This window comes from Lysinibacillus sp. G4S2 (genome assembly GCF_030348505.1).
Lineage (GTDB): Bacteria > Bacillota > Bacilli > Bacillales_A > Planococcaceae > Lysinibacillus.
The window spans coordinates 4220178-4239982 of sequence record NZ_JAUCFJ010000002.1 but is presented as its reverse complement, the minus strand read 5'-3'; the positions used below and the strand labels follow the sequence as shown (position 1 = coordinate 4239982).

Genomic DNA, 19805 nt, shown 5'->3' with positions numbered 1-19805 from the left:
AAAACCGCTCGGGTGCTTTGCGCAGCCACCTGAGCGGTAGAAAAAAGGTCGTTTACTCTATATATTTTGCTAAAAAGTTATTAATAGTTTCCCAATAAGAGTCACCAGCAACGCTTTCTGCACCGCCATGTCCAGCACCTTCAACTATTAATTTTTCCTTCGGTACATTAGCAGCCTCATATACTTCATTAAGCATATCAGAAGGAACAAATGTATCTTTACTTCCGTGAATGAACAGCATCGGCGTTTTCGATTTTGCTACTTGCTCGACGGCACTGGCTTCGCCAAGCGTATAGTCAGCTTTTAATTTCGTAACAGCCGAAGAAAAATGCATAATAGGGAAGGCGGGTAATTTAAAGATTGCTTTCAACTGATAGGAGAATTCATCCCAAACTGAGGAATAGCCGCAATCCTCAATAATAGCCTTAACATTGTCAGGTAAATCCTCTCCTGAGGCCATCATCACTGTAGCGCCTCCCATGGAAACACCATACAAAACAATTTCAGCGTTTTTATTAGAGCTGATAACATTATTAATCCATGAAACTACATCTAGTCGATCGTGCCAGCCCATACCAATATAGTCTCCTTCACTTTTACCATGACCTCTTGCATCTGGTATGAGAACATTAAAGCCCATATCATAATAATGCTTAGCATACTTTGACATTTGTGAGCCATCAGATGAATATCCATGGAAAACAATTGCCCATTTATTTGTTTCGTTTGTATTTTTAAGCGTATAGGCATGCAATTTCAAATCATCGAAAGACTGTATAAAAGAGTCCTCAAAATTCTCTTTAAACCACTTTTTACTTTCTTCTTTTTCTTTAGCATCCTCAGGGCTAATAGCAATAGAATTGTGCGGCGCATTAAGCACGGCTGATTTATCTGTATTAGGATTTAAGGCGAGATTAAAGAAATAATTCCCTGCAAAAAATCCAGCCCCAACAAACAATACTAATAGAAGACTGACAATGGTAATAATCACTTTGTACTTTCTTTTCATATGTATCCCCCTAAAACTTCTATTATGAATTATACACAAGTGGCCTTTTCTAAAGAAGAGGGAAAATAAAAAAGGGAACGACTGAAATCGTTCCCTTTGCTTAGTGAATTATTTTAATGGACCGCCAAGTTTAGTGATAGCTTCAGAAACGTTTGAGAATTTCTTGAAGTTTTCGTTGAATAAACCAGCAAGTTCAGCAGCTTTTTTATCATAAGCAACTTTGTCTGCCCATGCATCACGAGGATTAAGTACTTCTGTTGGTACACCTTCAATAGCAGTTGGAATGTTTAAACCAAATACTGAATCTTGAATTGTTTCAACATTAGCTAATTTGCCATCAATTGCAGCACGTACCATTGAACGAGTGTAAGAAAGCTTCATACGGCTACCAGTACCATATTCGCCACCAGTCCAACCAGTGTTTACTAAGTATACTTGTGCACCGTGCTCGTCAATTTTTTGACCTAACATTTCAGCATAAACTGTTGCTGGAAGTGGAAGGAATGGAGAACCGAAGCAAGTTGAGAATACTGGTTCTGGCTCTGTTACACCACGTTCTGTACCAGCAAGTTTAGATGTGAAACCGCTAAGGAAGTGGTACATTGCTTGCTCTTTTGTTAATTTACTGATTGGAGGTAATACACCAAATGCATCAGCTGTTAAGAAGATGATTGTTTTTGGGTGACCTGCAACAGATGGATCTACAATATTTTCAATGTATTGGATTGGATAAGCTACACGTGTATTTTCTGTTAATGAACCATTATCATAGTCACAAACTCGAGTTTCTGGATCAACAGCTACGTTTTCTAGAACAGAACCGAAGCGGATTGCGTTGTAGATTTCTGGTTCTTTTTCAGCTGAAAGATTAATTGTTTTTGCATAGCAACCGCCCTCAATGTTGAACACACCATTATCAGACCAACCGTGTTCATCGTCACCGATAAGCTTACGGTCAGGATCAGCTGATAAAGTAGTTTTACCAGTACCAGATAAACCGAAGAATAATGCAACATCACCAGCTTCACCAACGTTTGCTGAGCAGTGCATTGAAAGGATACCTTGTTGCGGTAATAAGTAGTTCATAATACCGAAAATAGATTTTTTGATTTCTCCAGCATATTCAGTACCACCGATTAGGATGATTTTCTTTTCAAGTGATACAATGATGAATGTTTCAGAAGCTGTGCCATCGATAGCAGGGTCTGCTTTAAAGTTAGGAGCTGAGATCACTGTGAAGTCAGCAACATGAGAAGCTAATTCTTCTTCAGTTGGACGGATGAATAATTGATGAGAGAAAAGATTGTGCCAAGCGTATTCATTGATTACTTGGATGCTTAATTGTGAATCTTTGTCAGCACCAGCAAAGCCCTTGAATACGAATAATTCGTCACGTTCTTTCAAATATTTTACTACTTTTACATATAAGTTATCGAACACTTCAGAAGAAATTGGTTGATTTACTTTTCCCCAGTCAATTTTATCTTTTGTGCTTTCTTCTTCTACTGTATATTTATCTTTAGGTGAACGACCAGTATATTTTCCAGTTTCTGCACGAACAGCACCATCTACTGTTAACATAGCTTCACCACGAGATGTAGCCTTTTCAGCTAATTGAGCTACTGAAAGTTGAACATTAATGTTACCGCCTTTTAATAATTCCTTCAGTTCGTTTGCAATTTCTACTGAATTCATCGATTAAATACCATCCTTTTTTATAGTATTCCCATGAGTCTAAGGGAGATTTTCTTAATTTCAAAAATAGTATAACACAATTGCTTAAATAATCTATACTAATTCAGAAATTATTTTTGAGATTTTATTACTTTTCAAGAAAACGACAAAAAGTTAATTTATTCGTTTTAAGAATGCTTTTCACCCTATTTATAATCAAGTGATTACACAATCACTTCCGTCATAGCTAAATTGCATTTGGAAGATTTTTGCCAACATGAGGTTCGCACAGGATGTGAAGTTCTAAGCTGGTTTTTATCAGACGGAGCTTGTCACCGACTGAAAAGGGGCTACAACTATATTCATCCACCACATGTAGAGATGGCAATATTCCATAGCTAACGATCCACTTTCGCTACAAAAACAACATTGTAGCTGACAATTTGCTTTCGCTACAGAAAACATTTGCTGAATGAAGATTAAAGGGTCACACATATGTTAACACATGATGTGAGGTGGAGAGTAGGGATTATTTTGGACGCATCACCAAAAGATGGAGAATACAACAAAAATATTTGACAACGTTCGACCTTTTACGTATTATGATATATTGAACGGATACTCTTATCCCGAGCTGGTGGAGGGTCAGGCCCTATGAAACCCGGCAACCTGCATGAACTATTTCACGACATGCGTTGGTGCCAACCTGATGCAAGGGAAACCCCTTGAACGATAAGAGTGAAAGGTTACGAAGTCATTATTTCCTTTCCTCATGTTAAGTAAGCGTGAGAAAAGGATTTTTTTATTGTTAAAAACGAATGTAAAGGTAAGTATGTGTAATTCTTTCCTTATTATAATGACGGATCTTTCAAAAATCCTCGTGTTACAATCAGCAAATGTTTTCTGTGCGAAAGCGAAGCGACAGCAACAAAATGTTTTTCTGTGCGAAAGCGAAGCGACAGCAACAAAATGTTTTCTGTGCGAAAGCGAAGCGACAGCAACAACGGCTTGAGAGTTCAATCCTTAGGGGCAGACTTGACATGGGTAATGAGTACCGTATTATTCGTAAATATTATTGTAAGCGTAATAGGAGGAAAACCAAATGACAAACCGTCGACTGTTTACATCAGAGAGTGTAACAGAAGGACATCCAGACAAAATTTGTGACCAAATTTCGGATGCCATTTTAGATGCTATTTTAGCAGAAGATCCAAATGCACGTGTTGCATGTGAAACAACTGTAACAACAGGCTTAGTATTAGTAGCAGGAGAAATTACTACTTCTACATATGTAGATATTAAAGGTATCGTCCGTGATACTGTAGCAGAAATCGGTTACACTCGTGGAAAATATGGTTTTGATGCTGAAAACTTAGCAGTACTTGTTGCTATTGGCGAACAATCACCTGATATTGCTCTAGGTGTAGACCAAGCTTTAGAGGCGCGTGAAGGTTCTATGACAGACGCTGACATTGAAGCAATTGGCGCAGGTGACCAAGGCTTAATGTTCGGCTATGCATGTAACGAAACACCAGAGCTTATGCCATTACCAATCAGTTTAGCGCATAAATTGGCTCGTCGTTTAACGGAAGCACGTAAATCTGGCGAACTTGCATATTTACGTCCAGACGGAAAAACGCAAGTAACGGTTGAATATGATGAAAACAATGTACCAGTACGCGTAGATACGATTGTCATTTCAACACAGCACGATGAAGAAGCAACGCTTGAACAAATTCAAGCCGACTTAAAAGAATTCGTTATTACTCCAGTTGTTCCAAGTGAATTACTAGATGTCAATACTAAATATTTCATCAACCCAACTGGTCGTTTCGTAATAGGTGGTCCAAAAGGTGATGCTGGTCTAACAGGACGTAAAATCATCGTTGATACATACGGTGGCTATGCACGTCATGGTGGAGGTGCTTTCTCTGGTAAAGACGCAACTAAGGTAGACCGTTCAGCGGCATATGCAGCACGCTATGTGGCAAAAAATATCGTAGCAGCAGGCTTAGCAGAACGTGCTGAAGTACAACTTGCTTATGCAATTGGTGTTGCTCAACCAGTATCTATTGCTGTGGATACATTTGGGACAGGGAAAGTTAAGGAAAATGAAATTGTAGAATGGGTGCGCGAGCTATTCGATTTACGCCCAGCAGGGATTATTAAAATGCTTAACCTTCGTCGCCCTATTTATAAGCAAACTGCAGCATATGGTCACTTCGGTCGTACGGACTTAAATGTACCTTGGGAACAAACAGACAAAGCTGCCGCATTACAAGAAAAAGCAGGGCTATAAATTATTTAGCTAAAATAATGCAATAGCTATAAAATTATTTTACAGTAAGGGGCTTGGTGTTCTAATAGCCCCTTTTACTGTTTTTTTTGAAAAAATTAGCTCCTAATGACAACTATGTATAGCTTGGTTGTCCAAGAAAACGTGGAGTTGCTTCAATTTAGCTATTTATTTTTTGTTTGAAGAGATTTATAGTATTGACCTTTTTCTGCATATTCACGTACGATACGTTCCATATCTTCTTTATCTTCAGCATTTAATTCTCGTACAACCTTTGCTGGACGACCTAATGCTAAGCTGTTCGGAGGAATAACTTTGCCTGGAGGTACAAGACTACCCGCCCCAATGAATGCACCCTCTCCAATCTCCGCTCCGTCTAATACTATTGAGCCCATACCTATTAAGGCATTTTTACGAATCGTACAGCTATGTAAAGTTACTTGATGCCCGACTGTTACTTCATCTTCAATAATGAGTGGATATTTAGGGCTTTGATGCAAACAACAAAGGTCTTGAATACTAACTCTTTTTCCGATGATTGTTGGTGATACATCACCTCGAATAACTGTGTTAAACCAAATTGTTGTTTCAGCACCTATTGTAACGTCACCAGTAACGGTTGCATAATCGGCAATAAAAACAGATGGATCGATTTTGGGTGTTTTACCTTTAAATGGATAGATCATGAGAATCGCCTCTTTTCTTTCTATGATGTAATATTATCGTATCAAATACGCAACTTGATGGAAATATAAAATTAAAATGAGTGAGATATTTCGATATAATCATTGTGTAATTATTTTTTTAGGAGGACTATGTAAAATGTGGAAATGGGAAGCTGATGGACAAGCGAAGGCTGTGGTTGCTATTATTCATGGTGCATATGAAAATCACCGCTGGTATGCGTGGCTTATAGAAAAACTTAGATTGGAAGGCTTCCACATAGTCATGGGGGATTTACCAAATCATGGTTTAAATGTAGGGTTTTCGCGTGTTCATGATGAAGATTTTAAAGAGTACAACAAGTATACAAGGAATTTAATAGAGAATGCTTTTTCATATAATTTACCTGTCTTTTTTATAGGACATGGGCTTGGCGCAACATTGTTACTACATACCATGCATAAGCGAAAATATGAATGCGCAGGTATTATTTTAACTTCACCTTGGCTACTTTTAAAGTTATTGCCAGGTAAACTATCTAATGCTTTAACTAGCCTAAGTGCCCTGACAGCAAATGTGAAAATGACTCATGAAATTACATTAAATACATTAACGCGCAGTGTAGAAGGAAGAGATGAGATGAAGGATGAGGTTCCTTTTATGTCAGTCGTTTCCGTGAAATGGTATAGAGAGCTACAGCAAATGATGCGTAATCTAGTGTTATTGCCACAAGCTGAATTCCCTAATAGACCTATGTTAGTTATGACAGCTGAAAAAGATAGTATTACTGAAACGAAACAAACTCGAAATTGGCTTTATCAGCAGGAGTTTACAGAGTTTCAATTCAAAGAATGGGAAAATTGCTATCATAATCTATTTCATGAAGTAGAGCGAGAAGAGATTTTTATTTATTTACGTGATTTTATAAATAATGCTCTTCGAAGAATTGGATATATCATAGAGTAGTGAATTGCCTCTTCAATTAGCTAGAAGTGGCTCATCACCATTTTTCGTTCCAAAAAGGAGCCTTCCAGAGGGCGTCCGATGAGCCGCTTACAGCAACAAATGTTTTATGTGCGAAAGCGAAGCGACAGCAACAAATGTTTTATGTGCGAAAGCAAAGCGCCAGCAACTATACGATAATAGTAACGAAGGCATTATCACAGGACGTGATAATGCCTTCGTTTTTCTATTTGCTCGCCCAGAATCTCATCTGTGACGCTGATCCCCAAAGGTGTCGTCCAGCCTTCACTCCGATTAACTTCCATACACGATATACGTTTAAAAAATACCATACCCAACTTTTGGGAATTAATCTATCAATATAATATTGTAATTTTCTGAAAAGTGTAATACTATAATGACTTAAAGAAAAATTTTCAAAATGGAGGGGTAAGATGGAAGCAATCGTTGAGAAACTGAATGCCATTTTATGGGGACCGTGGTTTATTTATGGTATTTTATTGATTGGACTCTTTTTTTCAATCATTACACGATTCCTACAAGTAAGACACATTAAAGATATGTTTGTTTTAATGTTTAAAGGTGAAAAATCTGAAAAGGGGATTTCATCCTTTCAGGCGATGTCTATCGCACTATCTGGTCGAGTAGGTACAGGTAATATTGCCGGTACTGCTACAGCAATCGGGATGGGGGGACCTGGTGCTGTTTTTTGGATGTGGGCAATTGCCTTTATCGGTGCGGCGACTGCTTACGTTGAGTCGACGTTGGCTCAAATTTATAAAGAAGAGAAAGATACAGAATATCGTGGCGGACCCGCATATTACATAGAAAAGGGAATGGGGCAAAAGTGGTTTGCAGTTATTTTTGCTATTGCCGCATTAGCTGCAATGTTAATCTTGATGCCGGGTGTTCAATCGAATGCAATTGCGACAGCTGTTGAAAACGCTTTTAACATTGATACTTGGATTACAGGACTTATTATTGCCGTATTACTAGGTGCTATTATTATCGGTGGGGTTAAATGGATTGCCAATGCTGCACAGATTATAGTACCTTTCATGGCACTAGCTTATATTCTTATGGCTCTTATCATTATTGCAATGAATATTAAAGAAGTACCAGCTGTAATTGCATTAATTTTTTCTAGCGCATTTGGTGCGCAAGAAATCTTTGGTGGTATAATTGGATCTGCTATTGCATGGGGCGTTAAACGCGGAATTTATTCAAATGAGGCCGGTCAAGGGACAGGAGCGCATCCGGCTGCGGCAGCAGAAGTATCACACCCTGCTAAACAAGGAATCGTGCAAGCGGCTTCTGTATACATTGATACATTATTAATCTGTTCAGCTACAGCATTTATGATTTTATTTACTGGAATGTATAATGTGCAGGATGAAAAAGCTGCAGAAGGTACTGATTCATTTATTTATACTGGTGAATTCAATAAAGACGGATTAACTGGGGATGAACAAATAACATTTGCGAAAAGTATTAAAGAAGGTGCAGCATACACACAATATGCGGTTGACTCTTCACTACCAGGCTTTGGTGGCCCATTCGTAGCGATTGCATTATTCTTCTTTGCTTTTACGACAATAATGGCATATTACTATATTGCCGAAACAAATGTAGCTTATTTATTCTCAGGAGGTACAGAAAAAGTCGCCATTTGGATTGCGAAATTTGCTATTTTAATTGCTTCGTTCTACGGTACTATACGCACATCTGACCTTGCTTGGGCAATGGGAGATGTTGGACTTGGCCTCATGGTATGGATTAACGTTTTAGCCATTTTAATTATTATGAAACCTGCTATTGTTGCATTAAAGGATTATGAGAAACAGAAAAAAGAAGGAAAAGATCCTGTTTTTGATCCTCGTAAACTAGGAATTAAAGGTGCAGATTTCTGGGTAGATTATAATGAAAAACGTAAAAATAAATAGACAATAATGAGAAAGCTATCTAATAGATTTTAACTTCTATTAGATAGCTTTCTATTTTATATCAGGTGTGTTGAGCGTCGAGCCGCTTCCTCCACTCGTATTGTTGCTGCCGCTACGTTGCACTACGCTTTCGCACAGATAAAACATTATTGTTGCTGCCGCTACGTTGCACTACGCTTTCGCACAGATAAAACATTATTGTCGCTGTCGCTACGTTAGCACTACGCTTTCGCACAGAAAACATTCGCTCCGTGCAGGGTCTCGTCTGTCTCGCTTTCCCGTAGGAAGCTTCGCTCTGTGACAGGAGCACTCGAGTAGCTCTACACTACAATCAGTTAAAATGGAAATTTATTAGCAATGACGAAAAATCCTTTTATCGGGCTCATCCCCAAAAGTTGTGGATGACATTTTTTAAAATATATGCGCTGTATTTTGGTTGATTGTAGTGGAGACTGGGCGACTCCTTGGGGATTAGCGTCACAGATGAGACCCTGGAGCGAGCAACGCGAGTGAAGCGGCTCATCGGACGCCCCCAGGAAGCTCTGCTCTGTGCGAAAGCGAAGCGTCAGCTACAAAGCGCCCAGTCGGAACGGAAATCAACCACACGTTTTGGTGAAGAGCCTTTTATCGCTCAATAAACCTATTTTTTCCTAATTAACATACATGTGATTCGAAGGACTCATGATATGAATAACAAAGGAATGGGAACAATAATCAAAAAAAGCTTATCACCAAAAGTTGGAGATAACAATTGTTAAAACGTATGCAATATATAGGTTGCGGACGCTTCTGGTGGAAGGAAATCAACGCTACATTATGGTGATGAGCTAAAAAAAGACCCGAAATAGTATCTTATTTCGGGCTAGAAAGATTAGATTAAAGGATCATCTTTCATTTTTTCTAAAGCAATAACAAAGGGTGGATCACTTTGTTGATTTAGAAACTCGTATTTTAATACATGTACATATTTTTGGGGTAGTTGACTGACATACTCTATTACTGCATCTCGTTCTTCCTTGCCACCCGGATGACCGTGATAAATGACAAGGACAATAAGACCACCGATTTTGAGCAATTTTAACAAATCCTGAATTGCTTGTATCGTAGTATTTGGCTTTGTAATAATGTCATGATCACTACCAGGTAAATAACCAAGATTAAAAATTGCAGCAGCAACTTGCTTGTGTACATATTTGGCAATTTCTTCATGCCCTCTATGTAAAACAAGTGCACGATGCTCTAAGCCATTATCTAAAAGACGATGGAGTGTTGCATCGACTGCGCTCTTTTGAACATCAAAGGCGTATACTTGGCCTTCATCTCCGACAAGCTGGGCTAAAAATAAAGTGTCATGACCGTTTCCAGCAGTGGCATCCACCACAGTGTCGCCCTCTTCAACTGTATCTTTTATTAGCTGTTGAGCATATTGTAAAACGCGTTGTAGCTTCATTTGGCAACCTCGGATTTATAAAATTTTCCTTGCCAGCTTCCACGGCGTTCAAGCTCAGCATCAATTCCGTTTAATACTTCCCATTTATTAACACTCCACATCGGGCCAATCATTAAATCAATTGGTCCATCGCCTGTAATACGATGAATAACCATATCTGGTGGTAGAATTTCAAGTTGATCTGCTACTAGCTTTGTATAAACTTCCTGATCTAAAAATTCTAACATACCCTTTTCATATTGCTTCACCATTGGCGTACCTTTTAAAAGGTGCAGTAAATGAATTTTTATGCCTTGAACATCAAGCTTTGCGACTTCGCGAGCTGTTTCCATCATCATGTCATAGTCTTCAAGAGGAAGACCATTAATAATGTGAGAGCATACGCGAATTCCATGCTTTCGTAGTTTTTCAACACCTTCTACATATGTTGCATAATCGTGAGCACGGTTTATGAGATTTGCTGTTTTTTCATGAACAGTTTGAAGTCCTAGCTCAATCCATAAATAGGTGCGTTCATTTAATTCAGCTAAATATTCGACTACATCATCTGGCAGACAGTCTGGGCGAGTTGCGATGGATAATCCAACAACACCTTCCTGGGCCAAAGCTGCTTCAAATTTTTCCTTTAATACTGGTAGCGGTGCATGTGTATTTGTGTACGCCTGGAAGTAGGCCATGTACTTGCCGTCCTTCCATTTTTGATGCATTTTGTCACGAATTTCAGCAAATTGCACCTCAATCGGATCAACTTTGTTGCCTGCAAAATCACCAGAACCTGCAGCACTACAAAACGTACAGCCCCCAAAGGCAACTGTACCATCACGATTTGGGCAGTCAAAGCCTGCATCCAGTGCTACTTTAAAAACTTTATGACCAAATTGCTCACGTAAATAGCGATTCCATGTATAGTACCTTTTTCCATCTGAAGGAAAAGGAAAGTTTGTTTCTGTCATTTATTTCACTCCTCTAACACTATATTTTATCATGTGTCAATGGTTCCGTCATGAGGTAAGAATTTAATAATTATGTGGGTGACTGGAGCAAACCGTGAGGGAGCCGAGCGAAAAGTGCGTCGACCGGAGAAAAATCATGAGGAGGGCCGACCGAAACCTACACAAAAAGTATTCTTAAGCCTATGTAAAAAGGGTAAAATTATTTTTCTTGTACTTTTGTATTTTTCAACATAAACTAACTATTTAGAGTAGCGAAATAATGGAGGTCATTCTATGCCAAAAAGTGTTTGGTTTTTAATTATTGGAATGCTGGTGAACACGACGGGCAACTCTTTTTTATGGCCTTTAAACGCCATTTATTTGCATGATCATTTAGGGAAGTCGCTTGCAATGGCTGGCTTTGTTTTGATGTTGAATTCTGCTGCCGGCGTAATGGGAAATCTATTAGGTGGTTATTTATTTGATAGAATAGGGGGCTATAAATCAATAATGTTTGGCATTTTTTTGACGATTGCCTCATTAATTGGTTTAACGATTTGGCACGGCTGGCCACATTATGTATGGTTCTTAACGATACTCGGCTTTAGTGGAGGTATCGTATTTCCTGGAATGTTTGCTTTAGCTGGAACTGCGTGGCCTGAGGGCGGACGGAAGGCCTTTAACGCAATTTATTTAGCTCAAAATTTAGGAGTGGCAATTGGACCTGCACTTGCTGGGATTGTTGCTGATTATCAGTTTGACTATGTATTTAAGGTCAACTTAGTCATGTATATGTTGTTCTTTTTTATAGCGTTATTTACTTTTAAAAGATTTGAAGAGGGTAGCATTGCACCGAAAAATGTAGTAAGTGAAAGTAAACGAATTATTAATAAAGCACCGTTTTATGCATTATTAATTGTAAGTTCATCCTCTGTATTATGCTGGCTAGCTTATTCACAATGGAGTGCAACTATTTCTTCCTATACGCAAGATCTAGGATTAGGATTGAAACAGTACAGCTTACTTTGGACGATTAATGGCCTGCTTATCGTTTTAGGGCAACCGTTAATTGCACCACTAGTGAAGCGTTGGGAAAATAAATTGAAGCGGCAATTAGTATTTGGTATTGTCCTTATCGCATTATCTTTTGGAATTATTGCTTTTGCGAGTGATTTTAAAATGTTTGCTGCCGCCATGGTTGTGTTAACGTTTGGCGAAATGTTTTATACGCCCGTTTTACCTACCATCGCTAATCAGCTTGCACCAAAAGGACGTCAGGGCTTTTATCAAGGGATTATCAATAGTGCGGCAACAGCAGGTCGTATGATAGGTCCTTTATTTGGTGGTATTATGGTCGATCAATTTGGAATGATTGCACTTGTTTTGATTTTAGTAATCATTGTTTTGTTTGCGATTATTCCGTGTCTTATCTATGATTACCCTTTACGAAAGAATAAAATAGTGACAGACTGATAATGGTTGAATTTAACAAAAAGTGTTGTGAACGAGCTAAAATGTGCGAAAGCCACGTTTTTAGCTCGTTTTTTTTATGTTGGATATTGAAAATTTACACGTATTAGCGTACAATCAATCATACATATTCAAATATTTGAATATGTAAAGATGAAGTTTCTTGGAGGGATATATGTGGAAGAGGGCTTACAGCAATTTAAGGCGGATTTTTTTAAAGCTTTAGCACATCCATTACGAATCAGAATATTGGAATTACTAGTAGATGGCAAAAAAAGTGTCAACGAAATTCAAAGCTGCTTAGAAAAAGAAGGCTCTGCTGTCTCTCAGCAATTAAGTGTATTACGAGGGAAAAATATCGTGTATGGGACGAAAGAGGGTAAAAAAGTTTACTATTCTTTAAGTGATCCGATGATTGTTGAATTACTTAGTATAGCAAAAGATATTTTCAACAATCACTTAATAAATACTATTACAAGATTAGAAGAGATGACTATTAACGAAAATGAAGGGGATATGTAGCGTTTTTTATGAAACATTTACCTTTTTGAAGGGAAGATTTATAGATGAAGTCACTGTTTACAGGGAGATATGAAGGGTATTCTATTCATCACTTAAAGAAAGATTTAATATCAGGGACTATTGTCGGGATTGTGGCATTACCACTTGCGATGTCTTTTGCCATTGCGTCAGGCGTTAAGCCCGAGTATGGCATATATACAGCTGTTATTGCTGGTATACTTATTTCTATTTTTGGTGGGTCGAAATATCAAATTGGGGGACCTACAGGGGCGTTTGTGCCAATTCTGCTAGGGATTGTCATTTCGTATGGCTATGAAAACTTACTAATTGCTGGATTAATGGCCGGGATTATTTTGTGCTTAATGGGTATTTTTAAACTAGGTTCATTAATAAAATTTATCCCACGTCCCGTGACGATAGGTTTTACAGCTGGAATTGCTGTTACTATTTTTACAGGTCAAATTGCCAATTTCTTAGGTTTGAAAAATATTAAAAGCCATGAGTATTTTATTGACAATATAAAAGAAATTTTTACGCATATTAATACTACAAGTTTTTATAGTGTTTTAACGGCAATTATTAGTCTCGTCATTATATTAATAACACCGAAAGTTTTGCCTAAAGTACCTGCGGCGTTAGCGGGCATTGTTGTTTCTACACTTGTAGCAACAATCTTTTTTTCTGGACAAGTTGCCACAATAGCAACAGCCTATGGAGTAATTCCAAATACATTACCGGATTTTGCAATTCCAGATATCACATTCGAGCGAATTCAGCTACTTATTGGTCCAGCATTTGTGATTGCCATGCTTGGTGGAATTGAATCCCTTTTATCAGCGGTAGTAGCGGATGGGATGACAAATACGAAACATAATAGTAACCGAGAACTTATTGGTCAAGGGATTGCTAATATCGTAACCCCTTTATTTGGGGGGATTCCTGCAACGGGTGCTATTGCCCGTACTGCGACAAATATTAAAACAGGTGCAGCATCACCAATGTCAGGTATTATTCATGGCGTATTTGTATTAGTCACTTTATTATTATTAGCACCAGTTGCTTCAAATATCCCATTGGCAAGTATGGCGCCAGTTTTAATGGTTGTAGCTTGGAATATGAGTGAGCAAAAACATTTTGCGCATATCCTTAAATTGAAATCAGGAGATTCCTTGGTCTTAATGATTACGTTTCTACTGACTGTTTTTACAAGCTTAACATTAGCTGTAGAGGTGGGGCTTGTGTTAGCAGTCGTATTATTTGCGAAGCGCATGAGTGAAAAGCTTGTAGTAACAAAGGTATTACCGGATCATACGAAAGAGAATGGGAAGGTGCAATCACATGCTGTTCATCAGAAGCGTGATTGTCCACAAATTAGTATTTATACAATTGAGGGTCCGCTTTTCTTTGGCGCAGCCCAAACTTTTGAGCAGGCTATAATAAGTTCTGTTCATCAACAACAAAAAGTTTTAATACTACGTATGAGTAAAGTGCCATTTTTGGATTCAACGGGTGAGGCAAATTTTGGTAATGTCATCCGGAATTTCAAAGCACAGGGTGGCACCATTTTAGTTACAGGTGTGCAAGATGAATTAAAAATAGCACTGCAGCGCAATGGTCTATACGATGCAATTGGTGAGAATAATTTCTATCCGCATACGGGAGAAGCAATAACTAAATCTTTAAGCTATTTAGATACAAATAAATGTATTGGGTGTAAGCATTTTGCCTTCCGTGAATGTCAGGAATTATCTCACAATAAAGGGGCAGTAAATAATTTAACTGCTCCTAAGTGCCTGATTGGTGAAGACTAATGATCAGTGGGGATGAAGAATCCCCACTGATTAAAGTTTTACCCTTTATCCCGCATTAACGGGTAATAATTTGTCTGTACCGAAAAAGAAGCGTCAGGTCCAAAACTCCCACCTCGAAATTCAGCGAAGGCGAAGATTTAGGTGGGAGATGAACGGCCTGAGAGGTCATTATCATCAACCCTTAAATGAGATCGGGGTCTTTAGACAATTCGTTCATTTTATCCATTTATGAAAACGCTTTCGAAAATAGCGTAATTTTGAAAGGGATGTATCATAGCAGGAATCTCTTATGAATAATTATGGAAGTATGGATACGAGTAGGCTTCGAAGAATGTATGTGACAAAACTTATAGGGGAGGATTTAAGATGAAAAAAATTATGAATTAACCTGAAACACTCGTTATGGAAATGTGTAATGGGATGGTTATGGCTCATCCGGAACTTGAGTTGTTAAAAAAATATAAAGTAATTAAGAAAAAAGAAATGAATGAAAATAAGGTAACTTTAATTAGCGGTGGTGGTAGTGGACATGAACCGGCACATGCGGGGTTAGTAGGAAAAGGAATGCTAGATGCTGCGGTATGCGGTGACGTCTTTGCTTCTCCTTCGCAAATACAGGTATATCAAGCAATTAAAGCAACAGCCAGCAAAAAAGGTACACTGCTCATTATTAAAAATTACAGCGGAGATATTATGAATTTTAAAAATGGCGCTCACTTAGCTACAGAGGATGGCATTCAAGTAGAGTATGTCCGCGTAGATGATGATATAGCAGTAGAAGATAGCCTTTATACAGTAGGACGCCGCGGCGTAGCGGGAGTTGTGTTGGTACATAAAATTGCTGGTGCGGTAGCAGAAGAAGGTATGGATTTGATGCAAGTCAAAGCTGTAGCGGAAAAAGCAGCGGCAAATGTTCGAACAATTGGTCTAGCACTAACTTCTTGTACGGTTCCAGCTAGTGGATCACCGACTTTCAAATTGGGTGAAGATGAGATGGAATATGGTGTCGGTATTCATGGAGAGCCAGGAAGAAAACGAGAAAAAATGATGACTGCAGATGAATTAGCTTTACGTATGACAAATGACCTTATGAAAGATGTAGGGCTAGATGAAGAGGTTGAAATTGCTGTTCTAGTAAATGGATTTGGCGGTACACCACTTCAAGAACTTTATCTGTTTAACAATGCAGTTGCTAGAGAGTTGAGTAAAAGAAATATACGAATCAATAGAACGTTTGTCGGCAATTACATGACAAGTATTGAAATGGCTGGGATTTCTCTAACAGTAATGAAACTAGATGATGAGCTGAAAACATTACTATCGAAAGAATGTAATACACCTGCATTTAAGGTAGATGGACCAGTTGGGAGTGTAGAATACGTAGATATTAATGATTACGTAGAAGAGAATCAAGTTTTCTTTGAGACGGAAACAGAGGAAGAACACGCGATCATCAAGAATGAGGTAATCACTTTAAATAATATGATTTATCTTGTAGATAAAATGAGCGAAATTATTATTAAGAACGAAGTGCCTTTCTGCGAATTGGATACTCATGCAGGTGATGGCGATTTCGGAATGAGCGTCGCTAAAGGATTTAAGCAATTAAAACGAGGATGGAGCTCGATTCTAAATCAAGAACATTTAACTATGGGGACTTTCCTTGATGCGTGTTCCATGATCATTATGGAACATTGCGGAGGAGCTTCTGGTCCAATTTGGGGCGGAGCTTTCCGAGCTGCTAGTAAAGCAGTAGAGGGGAAAATGGAATTAACGGTCGGAGAATTTGCTGAAATGTTACAAGCGACGCTGAAAGGTATTCAGTCTGTTGGTGAGCGCTCTTTCGGAAGAGGGGCAGAGGTAGGCGATAAAACGCTTGTAGATGCGCTTGTACCTTGTGTAAATTCCTGGTCAGAAAGCGCTGCAGCTGGTACGGATTTTAAAACAGCTTTTGAGAAAGGGGCAGAGGCTGCTGTTAAAGGAGCGGAATATACAAAGGAAATCGTTGCTCGAATGGGTCGCGCTGGAACAGTTGGTGAAAGAAGCCTAGGTTATCCGGATGCTGGTGCTTATGCGCTAGGAGTTATCTTTACGGAGCTTTCTTGTAGTTTAAAATAAAGCGAGCACTATGGATACAACTTATTTCGAACATTGTTACCTTCATAGGGATTTAATTTGTTCAAAAATGGTTAGTATGTAAACAAAGTCTTGTGCTTTTCAGTACTTTCCATTAGAATAAATGCAATACATGTAAGACAATGATGAGGAATAGTAAATTTGTGTTTCTTTTTAGAGAGCTAGCGGTTGGTGGGAGCTAGTAGGAAAGCAAATTGAACTCGCCTTCTGAGTCTGCCCGAGTGAAACAGCTCGTGCCGTTCCTTCCGCGTTAAGGAAGCTAAAGCCGAGTGTGATCACTAATGTGGGTGGTACCGCGGGAGATACGAATTCTCTCGTCCCTTTCTAACAAAGAAAGGGGCGAGTTTTTTTATTTTTTAAATATTTTGTCAATTCTTAAGTTGAAGAGCATGACACATTCAAAGGAGGAAAAATAATGAGTTTTAATCATCAACAAATCGAAAAAAAGTGGCAGCAATATTGGGCTGATAATAAAACGTTTAAAACTGAAAACGAAACAGAAAAACCAAAATTTTATGCGTTAGACATGTTCCCATACCCATCTGGTGCTGGTCTTCATGTAGGACATCCAGAGGGCTACACAGCGACAGACATCCTTTCACGCTTCAAGCGTATGCAAGGCTATAACGTCCTACATCCTATGGGCTGGGATGCATTCGGTTTACCTGCAGAGCAATATGCACTTGATACAGGAAATGACCCAGCAGAATTTACAGCGAAAAATATTGCGACATTTAAGCGTCAAATTCAAGAGCTAGGCTTTAGCTATGACTGGGATCGTGAAATTAACACGACAGACCCAGAATATTATAAATGGACACAATGGATCTTTATCCAACTTTATAAAAAAGGCTTAGCCTATGTAGATGAAGTAGCTGTAAACTGGTGTCCAGCACTTGGAACAGTACTTGCAAACGAAGAAGTTATTGATGGAAAGTCAGAGCGTGGTGGTCACCCTGTAGAACGTCGTCCGATGAAGCAATGGATGCTTAAAATTACTGCCTATGCTGATCGTTTAATCGATGACTTAGAGGAAGTTGATTGGCCAGAGTCTATTAAGGATATGCAACGTAACTGGATTGGTCGTTCGGAAGGTGCAGAAGTAACATTTAATATAGATGGCACAGATGAAAACTTCACAGTGTTTACAACTCGTCCTGATACATTATTTGGTGCTACATACTGTGTTATTGCACCTGAGCATAAATTAGTGGATCAAATTACAACTGCTGAACAACGACAAGTTGTTGAAGCTTATTTAGATAAAGTAAAATTGAAATCTGATTTAGAACGTACAGATTTAGCGAAAGAAAAAACAGGCGTATTCACAGGTGCCTATGCAATTAATCCGATTAATGGCAAAAAAATGCCGATTTGGGTTGCGGACTACGTTTTAGTATCATACGGTACTGGTGCTATTATGGCGGTTCCAGCACATGATGAGCGCGACTATGAATTCGCGACAGAATTTGGTTTAGAAATTATTCCTGTCCTTGAAGGTGGAGACATTAGCAAAGAAGCCTTCACAGGTGATGGTAAGCACATTAACTCTGACTTCCTTGATGGCTTAAACAAAGAAGATGGTATTGCTAAGGCAATTCAATGGCTTGAGGAAAAAGGAGTAGGTGAGAAGAAAATTTCTTATCGTCTTCGCGACTGGTTATTCTCTCGTCAACGTTACTGGGGTGAGCCAATTCCTATGATTCATTGGGAAGATGGTACAACGACGCCAGTACCAGAATCAGAATTACCATTAGTACTACCAAAAACAGATAATATTCGTCCTTCAGGTACGGGTGAATCTCCGTTAGCGAACATTGCTGAATGGGTAAATGTTGTTGATCCTGAAACAGGCAAAAAAGGTCGTCGTGAAACGAATACGATGCCACAGTGGGCAGGTTCTAGCTGGTACTTCATTCGTTATATTGACCCAACAAATAAAGAAGCAATCGCAGATCCTGAATTACTAAAACGTTGGTTACCAGTTGATATTTATATCGGTGGGGCAGAGCATGCAGTATTACACTTACTATACGCTCGCTTCTGGCATAAAGTACTATACGATTTAGGTGTTGTACACACGAAAGAGCCATTCCATAAATTATTTAACCAAGGGATGATTCTAGGTGAAGGTAATGAGAAAATGTCTAAATCAAAAGGCAATGTCGTTAATCCTGATGAAATCATTTCTTCACACGGTGCTGATACTTTACGTCTATATGAAATGTTTATGGGTCCACTTGAAGCATCTGTTGCATGGTCAACAAATGGCTTGGACGGAGCACGTCGCTTCTTAGATCGTATTTGGCGTCTATTTATCAATGAAGAAGATGGAACAATTGCTGCGAAAATTCAAGCTTCTGATGACAAAACGCTTGAAAAATCATACCATCAAACTGTGAAAAAAGTGACAGAGGATTATGAAGGTATTCGCTTTAATACAGCTATTTCACAAATGATGGTATTCATTAACGATTGCTACAAAGCGGATGTTATTCCAACAGTTTACGCAGAAGGCTTTGTGAAGATGTTAGCGCCAATGGTTCCACACGTTGCAGAAGAGTTATGGCAGGTATTAGGTCATGATGCTACACTTTCATATGAGCAATGGCCAACATATGACGAGTCTAAACTTGTTGATGATGAAGTGGAAATCGCAGTTCAGGTTGCCGGCAAAGTACGTGCCAAAATCGTCGTAGCAAAAGATGCTTCAAAAGAGGAAATCGAAAAAGTAGCACTTGCAGATGACAAAGTACAAGAGTACATGGCAGGCAAAAACTTAGTGAAAATAATTGTTATCCCAGGTAAGCTTGTTAACATCGTAGTTAAATAATAATAATGAAAAAAGTGTCCGAAATTTGGGCACTTTTTTCTTTTATACTGAAACCAACTGAGATTTCGATACGACTATAGTGTGAATGGGAAACGGGAGGTGT

The 19805-nt window shown here is 38.7% G+C and carries 15 protein-coding genes, 1 pseudogene, 1 riboswitch and 1 other annotated feature; of the genes and pseudogenes, 10 read left to right on the top strand and 6 right to left on the bottom strand.

Annotated elements, in window-relative coordinates; translation table 11 throughout:
• Window positions 1–52: 52 nt before the first annotated feature.
• Window positions 53–1009 carry an alpha/beta hydrolase gene (locus tag QUF91_RS21420; RefSeq protein WP_289419284.1) on the bottom strand — a complete coding sequence of 319 codons (957 nt, stop codon included), beginning with the start codon at window positions 1007–1009 and terminating at the stop codon, window positions 53–55.
• A 108-nt stretch (window positions 1010–1117) separates the two neighbouring features.
• Window positions 1118–2704, bottom strand: coding sequence for a phosphoenolpyruvate carboxykinase (ATP) (gene pckA, locus QUF91_RS21415; RefSeq protein WP_289419283.1), 1587 nt, complete (start codon window positions 2702–2704; stop codon window positions 1118–1120).
• A 600-nt stretch (window positions 2705–3304) separates the two neighbouring features.
• Window positions 3305–3422: riboswitch (SAM riboswitch) on the top strand.
• Between the two features lie 66 nt (window positions 3423–3488).
• On the opposite strand from pckA, the gene QUF91_RS21410 reads away from it, so the two are divergent.
• Together QUF91_RS21410 and metK are read left to right on the top strand one after the other, a co-directional pair.
• Window positions 3489–3695, top strand: a complete 207-nt coding sequence (locus QUF91_RS21410) for a hypothetical protein (RefSeq protein ID WP_289419282.1) — start codon at window positions 3489–3491, stop codon at window positions 3693–3695.
• A 90-nt stretch (window positions 3696–3785) separates the two neighbouring features.
• Window positions 3786–4982 (top strand): methionine adenosyltransferase, encoded by a 1197-nt coding sequence (gene metK / locus QUF91_RS21405; RefSeq protein ID WP_289419281.1) that lies wholly within the window; start codon window positions 3786–3788, stop codon window positions 4980–4982.
• Between the two features lie 161 nt (window positions 4983–5143).
• On the opposite strand, the gene QUF91_RS21400 is transcribed toward metK, so the two are convergent.
• Window positions 5144–5665: a gamma carbonic anhydrase gene (locus tag QUF91_RS21400; protein ID WP_289419280.1), complete on the bottom strand. Its 522-nt coding sequence runs from the start codon at window positions 5663–5665 to the stop codon at window positions 5144–5146.
• 136 nt (window positions 5666–5801) lie between these two features.
• Here QUF91_RS21400 and QUF91_RS21395 point away from each other — a divergent pair, with 136 nt between their 5' ends.
• Window positions 5802–6608 (top strand): alpha/beta hydrolase, encoded by an 807-nt coding sequence (locus tag QUF91_RS21395; protein ID WP_285398523.1) that lies wholly within the window; start codon window positions 5802–5804, stop codon window positions 6606–6608.
• Between the two features lie 431 nt (window positions 6609–7039).
• Window positions 7040–8548 (top strand): alanine/glycine:cation symporter family protein, encoded by a 1509-nt coding sequence (locus QUF91_RS21390; RefSeq protein ID WP_285398524.1) that lies wholly within the window; start codon window positions 7040–7042, stop codon window positions 8546–8548.
• Between the two features lie 112 nt (window positions 8549–8660).
• Here QUF91_RS21390 and QUF91_RS21385 read toward each other — a convergent pair whose 3' ends face one another.
• A complete protein-coding gene (locus QUF91_RS21385) occupies window positions 8661–8783 on the bottom strand; it encodes a hypothetical protein (RefSeq protein WP_289419279.1) in 123 nt (40 codons plus the stop codon).
• Between the two features lie 229 nt (window positions 8784–9012).
• On the opposite strand from QUF91_RS21385, the gene QUF91_RS21380 reads away from it, so the two are divergent.
• A complete protein-coding gene (locus QUF91_RS21380; protein WP_285398525.1) occupies window positions 9013–9186 on the top strand; it encodes a hypothetical protein in 174 nt (57 codons plus the stop codon).
• Between the two features lie 233 nt (window positions 9187–9419).
• On the opposite strand, the gene mnmM is transcribed toward QUF91_RS21380, so the two are convergent.
• Both mnmM and mnmL read right to left on the bottom strand, forming a co-directional pair.
• Window positions 9420–9998 (bottom strand): tRNA 5-(aminomethyl)-2-thiouridylate-methyltransferase MnmM, encoded by a 579-nt coding sequence (mnmM, locus tag QUF91_RS21375; RefSeq protein WP_285398526.1) that lies wholly within the window; start codon window positions 9996–9998, stop codon window positions 9420–9422.
• On the bottom strand, window positions 9995–10951 hold the full coding sequence (gene mnmL, locus QUF91_RS21370) for a tRNA modification radical SAM protein MnmL/YtqA (RefSeq protein WP_285398527.1): 957 nt from the start codon (window positions 10949–10951) through the stop codon (window positions 9995–9997). The genes mnmM and mnmL overlap by 4 nt, the downstream gene beginning before the upstream one ends.
• Window positions 10952–11224: 273 nt before the next feature.
• Here mnmL and QUF91_RS21365 point away from each other — a divergent pair, with 273 nt between their 5' ends.
• The 5 genes and pseudogenes from QUF91_RS21365 (at window position 11225) to leuS (ending at window position 19702) form a co-directional block, all read left to right on the top strand.
• Window positions 11225–12403 carry an MDR family MFS transporter gene (locus tag QUF91_RS21365; RefSeq protein WP_285398528.1) on the top strand — a complete coding sequence of 393 codons (1179 nt, stop codon included), beginning with the start codon at window positions 11225–11227 and terminating at the stop codon, window positions 12401–12403.
• A gap of 150 nt (window positions 12404–12553) precedes the next feature.
• Window positions 12554–12922, top strand: a complete 369-nt coding sequence (locus QUF91_RS21360) for an ArsR/SmtB family transcription factor (RefSeq protein WP_481817471.1) — start codon at window positions 12554–12556, stop codon at window positions 12920–12922.
• A 44-nt stretch (window positions 12923–12966) separates the two neighbouring features.
• Entirely contained in the window at window positions 12967–14733 is a 1767-nt protein-coding gene (locus QUF91_RS21355; protein ID WP_289419278.1) for a SulP family inorganic anion transporter, read from the top strand.
• Between the two features lie 366 nt (window positions 14734–15099).
• Window positions 15100–16851, top strand: a pseudogene (gene dhaK, locus QUF91_RS21350) (dihydroxyacetone kinase subunit DhaK).
• 131 nt (window positions 16852–16982) lie between these two features.
• Window positions 16983–17194: a binding site (T-box leader), on the top strand.
• Between the two features lie 90 nt (window positions 17195–17284).
• Window positions 17285–19702, top strand: a complete 2418-nt coding sequence (leuS, locus tag QUF91_RS21345; protein ID WP_289419277.1) for a leucine--tRNA ligase — start codon at window positions 17285–17287, stop codon at window positions 19700–19702.
• Window positions 19703–19805: the final 103 nt, after the last annotated feature.

What these genes read in the sequence shown, in the direction of transcription:
- QUF91_RS21420 (WP_289419284.1), bottom strand. Translation starts at nt 1,009, where the DNA reads ATGAAAAGAAAGTACAAAGTGATTATTACCATTGTCAGTCTTCTATTA.
- pckA (WP_289419283.1), bottom strand. Translation starts at nt 2,704, where the DNA reads ATGAATTCAGTAGAAATTGCAAACGAACTGAAGGAATTATTAAAAGGC.
- metK (WP_289419281.1), top strand. Translation starts at nt 3,786, where the DNA reads ATGACAAACCGTCGACTGTTTACATCAGAGAGTGTAACAGAAGGACAT.
- QUF91_RS21400 (WP_289419280.1), bottom strand. Translation starts at nt 5,665, where the DNA reads ATGATCTATCCATTTAAAGGTAAAACACCCAAAATCGATCCATCTGTT.
- QUF91_RS21395 (WP_285398523.1), top strand. Translation starts at nt 5,802, where the DNA reads ATGTGGAAATGGGAAGCTGATGGACAAGCGAAGGCTGTGGTTGCTATT.
- QUF91_RS21390 (WP_285398524.1), top strand. Translation starts at nt 7,040, where the DNA reads ATGGAAGCAATCGTTGAGAAACTGAATGCCATTTTATGGGGACCGTGG.
- mnmM (WP_285398526.1), bottom strand. Translation starts at nt 9,998, where the DNA reads ATGAAGCTACAACGCGTTTTACAATATGCTCAACAGCTAATAAAAGAT.
- mnmL (WP_285398527.1), bottom strand. Translation starts at nt 10,951, where the DNA reads ATGACAGAAACAAACTTTCCTTTTCCTTCAGATGGAAAAAGGTACTAT.
- QUF91_RS21365 (WP_285398528.1), top strand. Translation starts at nt 11,225, where the DNA reads ATGCCAAAAAGTGTTTGGTTTTTAATTATTGGAATGCTGGTGAACACG.
- QUF91_RS21360 (WP_481817471.1), top strand. Translation starts at nt 12,554, where the DNA reads ATGAAGTTTCTTGGAGGGATATATGTGGAAGAGGGCTTACAGCAATTT.
- QUF91_RS21355 (WP_289419278.1), top strand. Translation starts at nt 12,967, where the DNA reads ATGAAGTCACTGTTTACAGGGAGATATGAAGGGTATTCTATTCATCAC.
- leuS (WP_289419277.1), top strand. Translation starts at nt 17,285, where the DNA reads ATGAGTTTTAATCATCAACAAATCGAAAAAAAGTGGCAGCAATATTGG.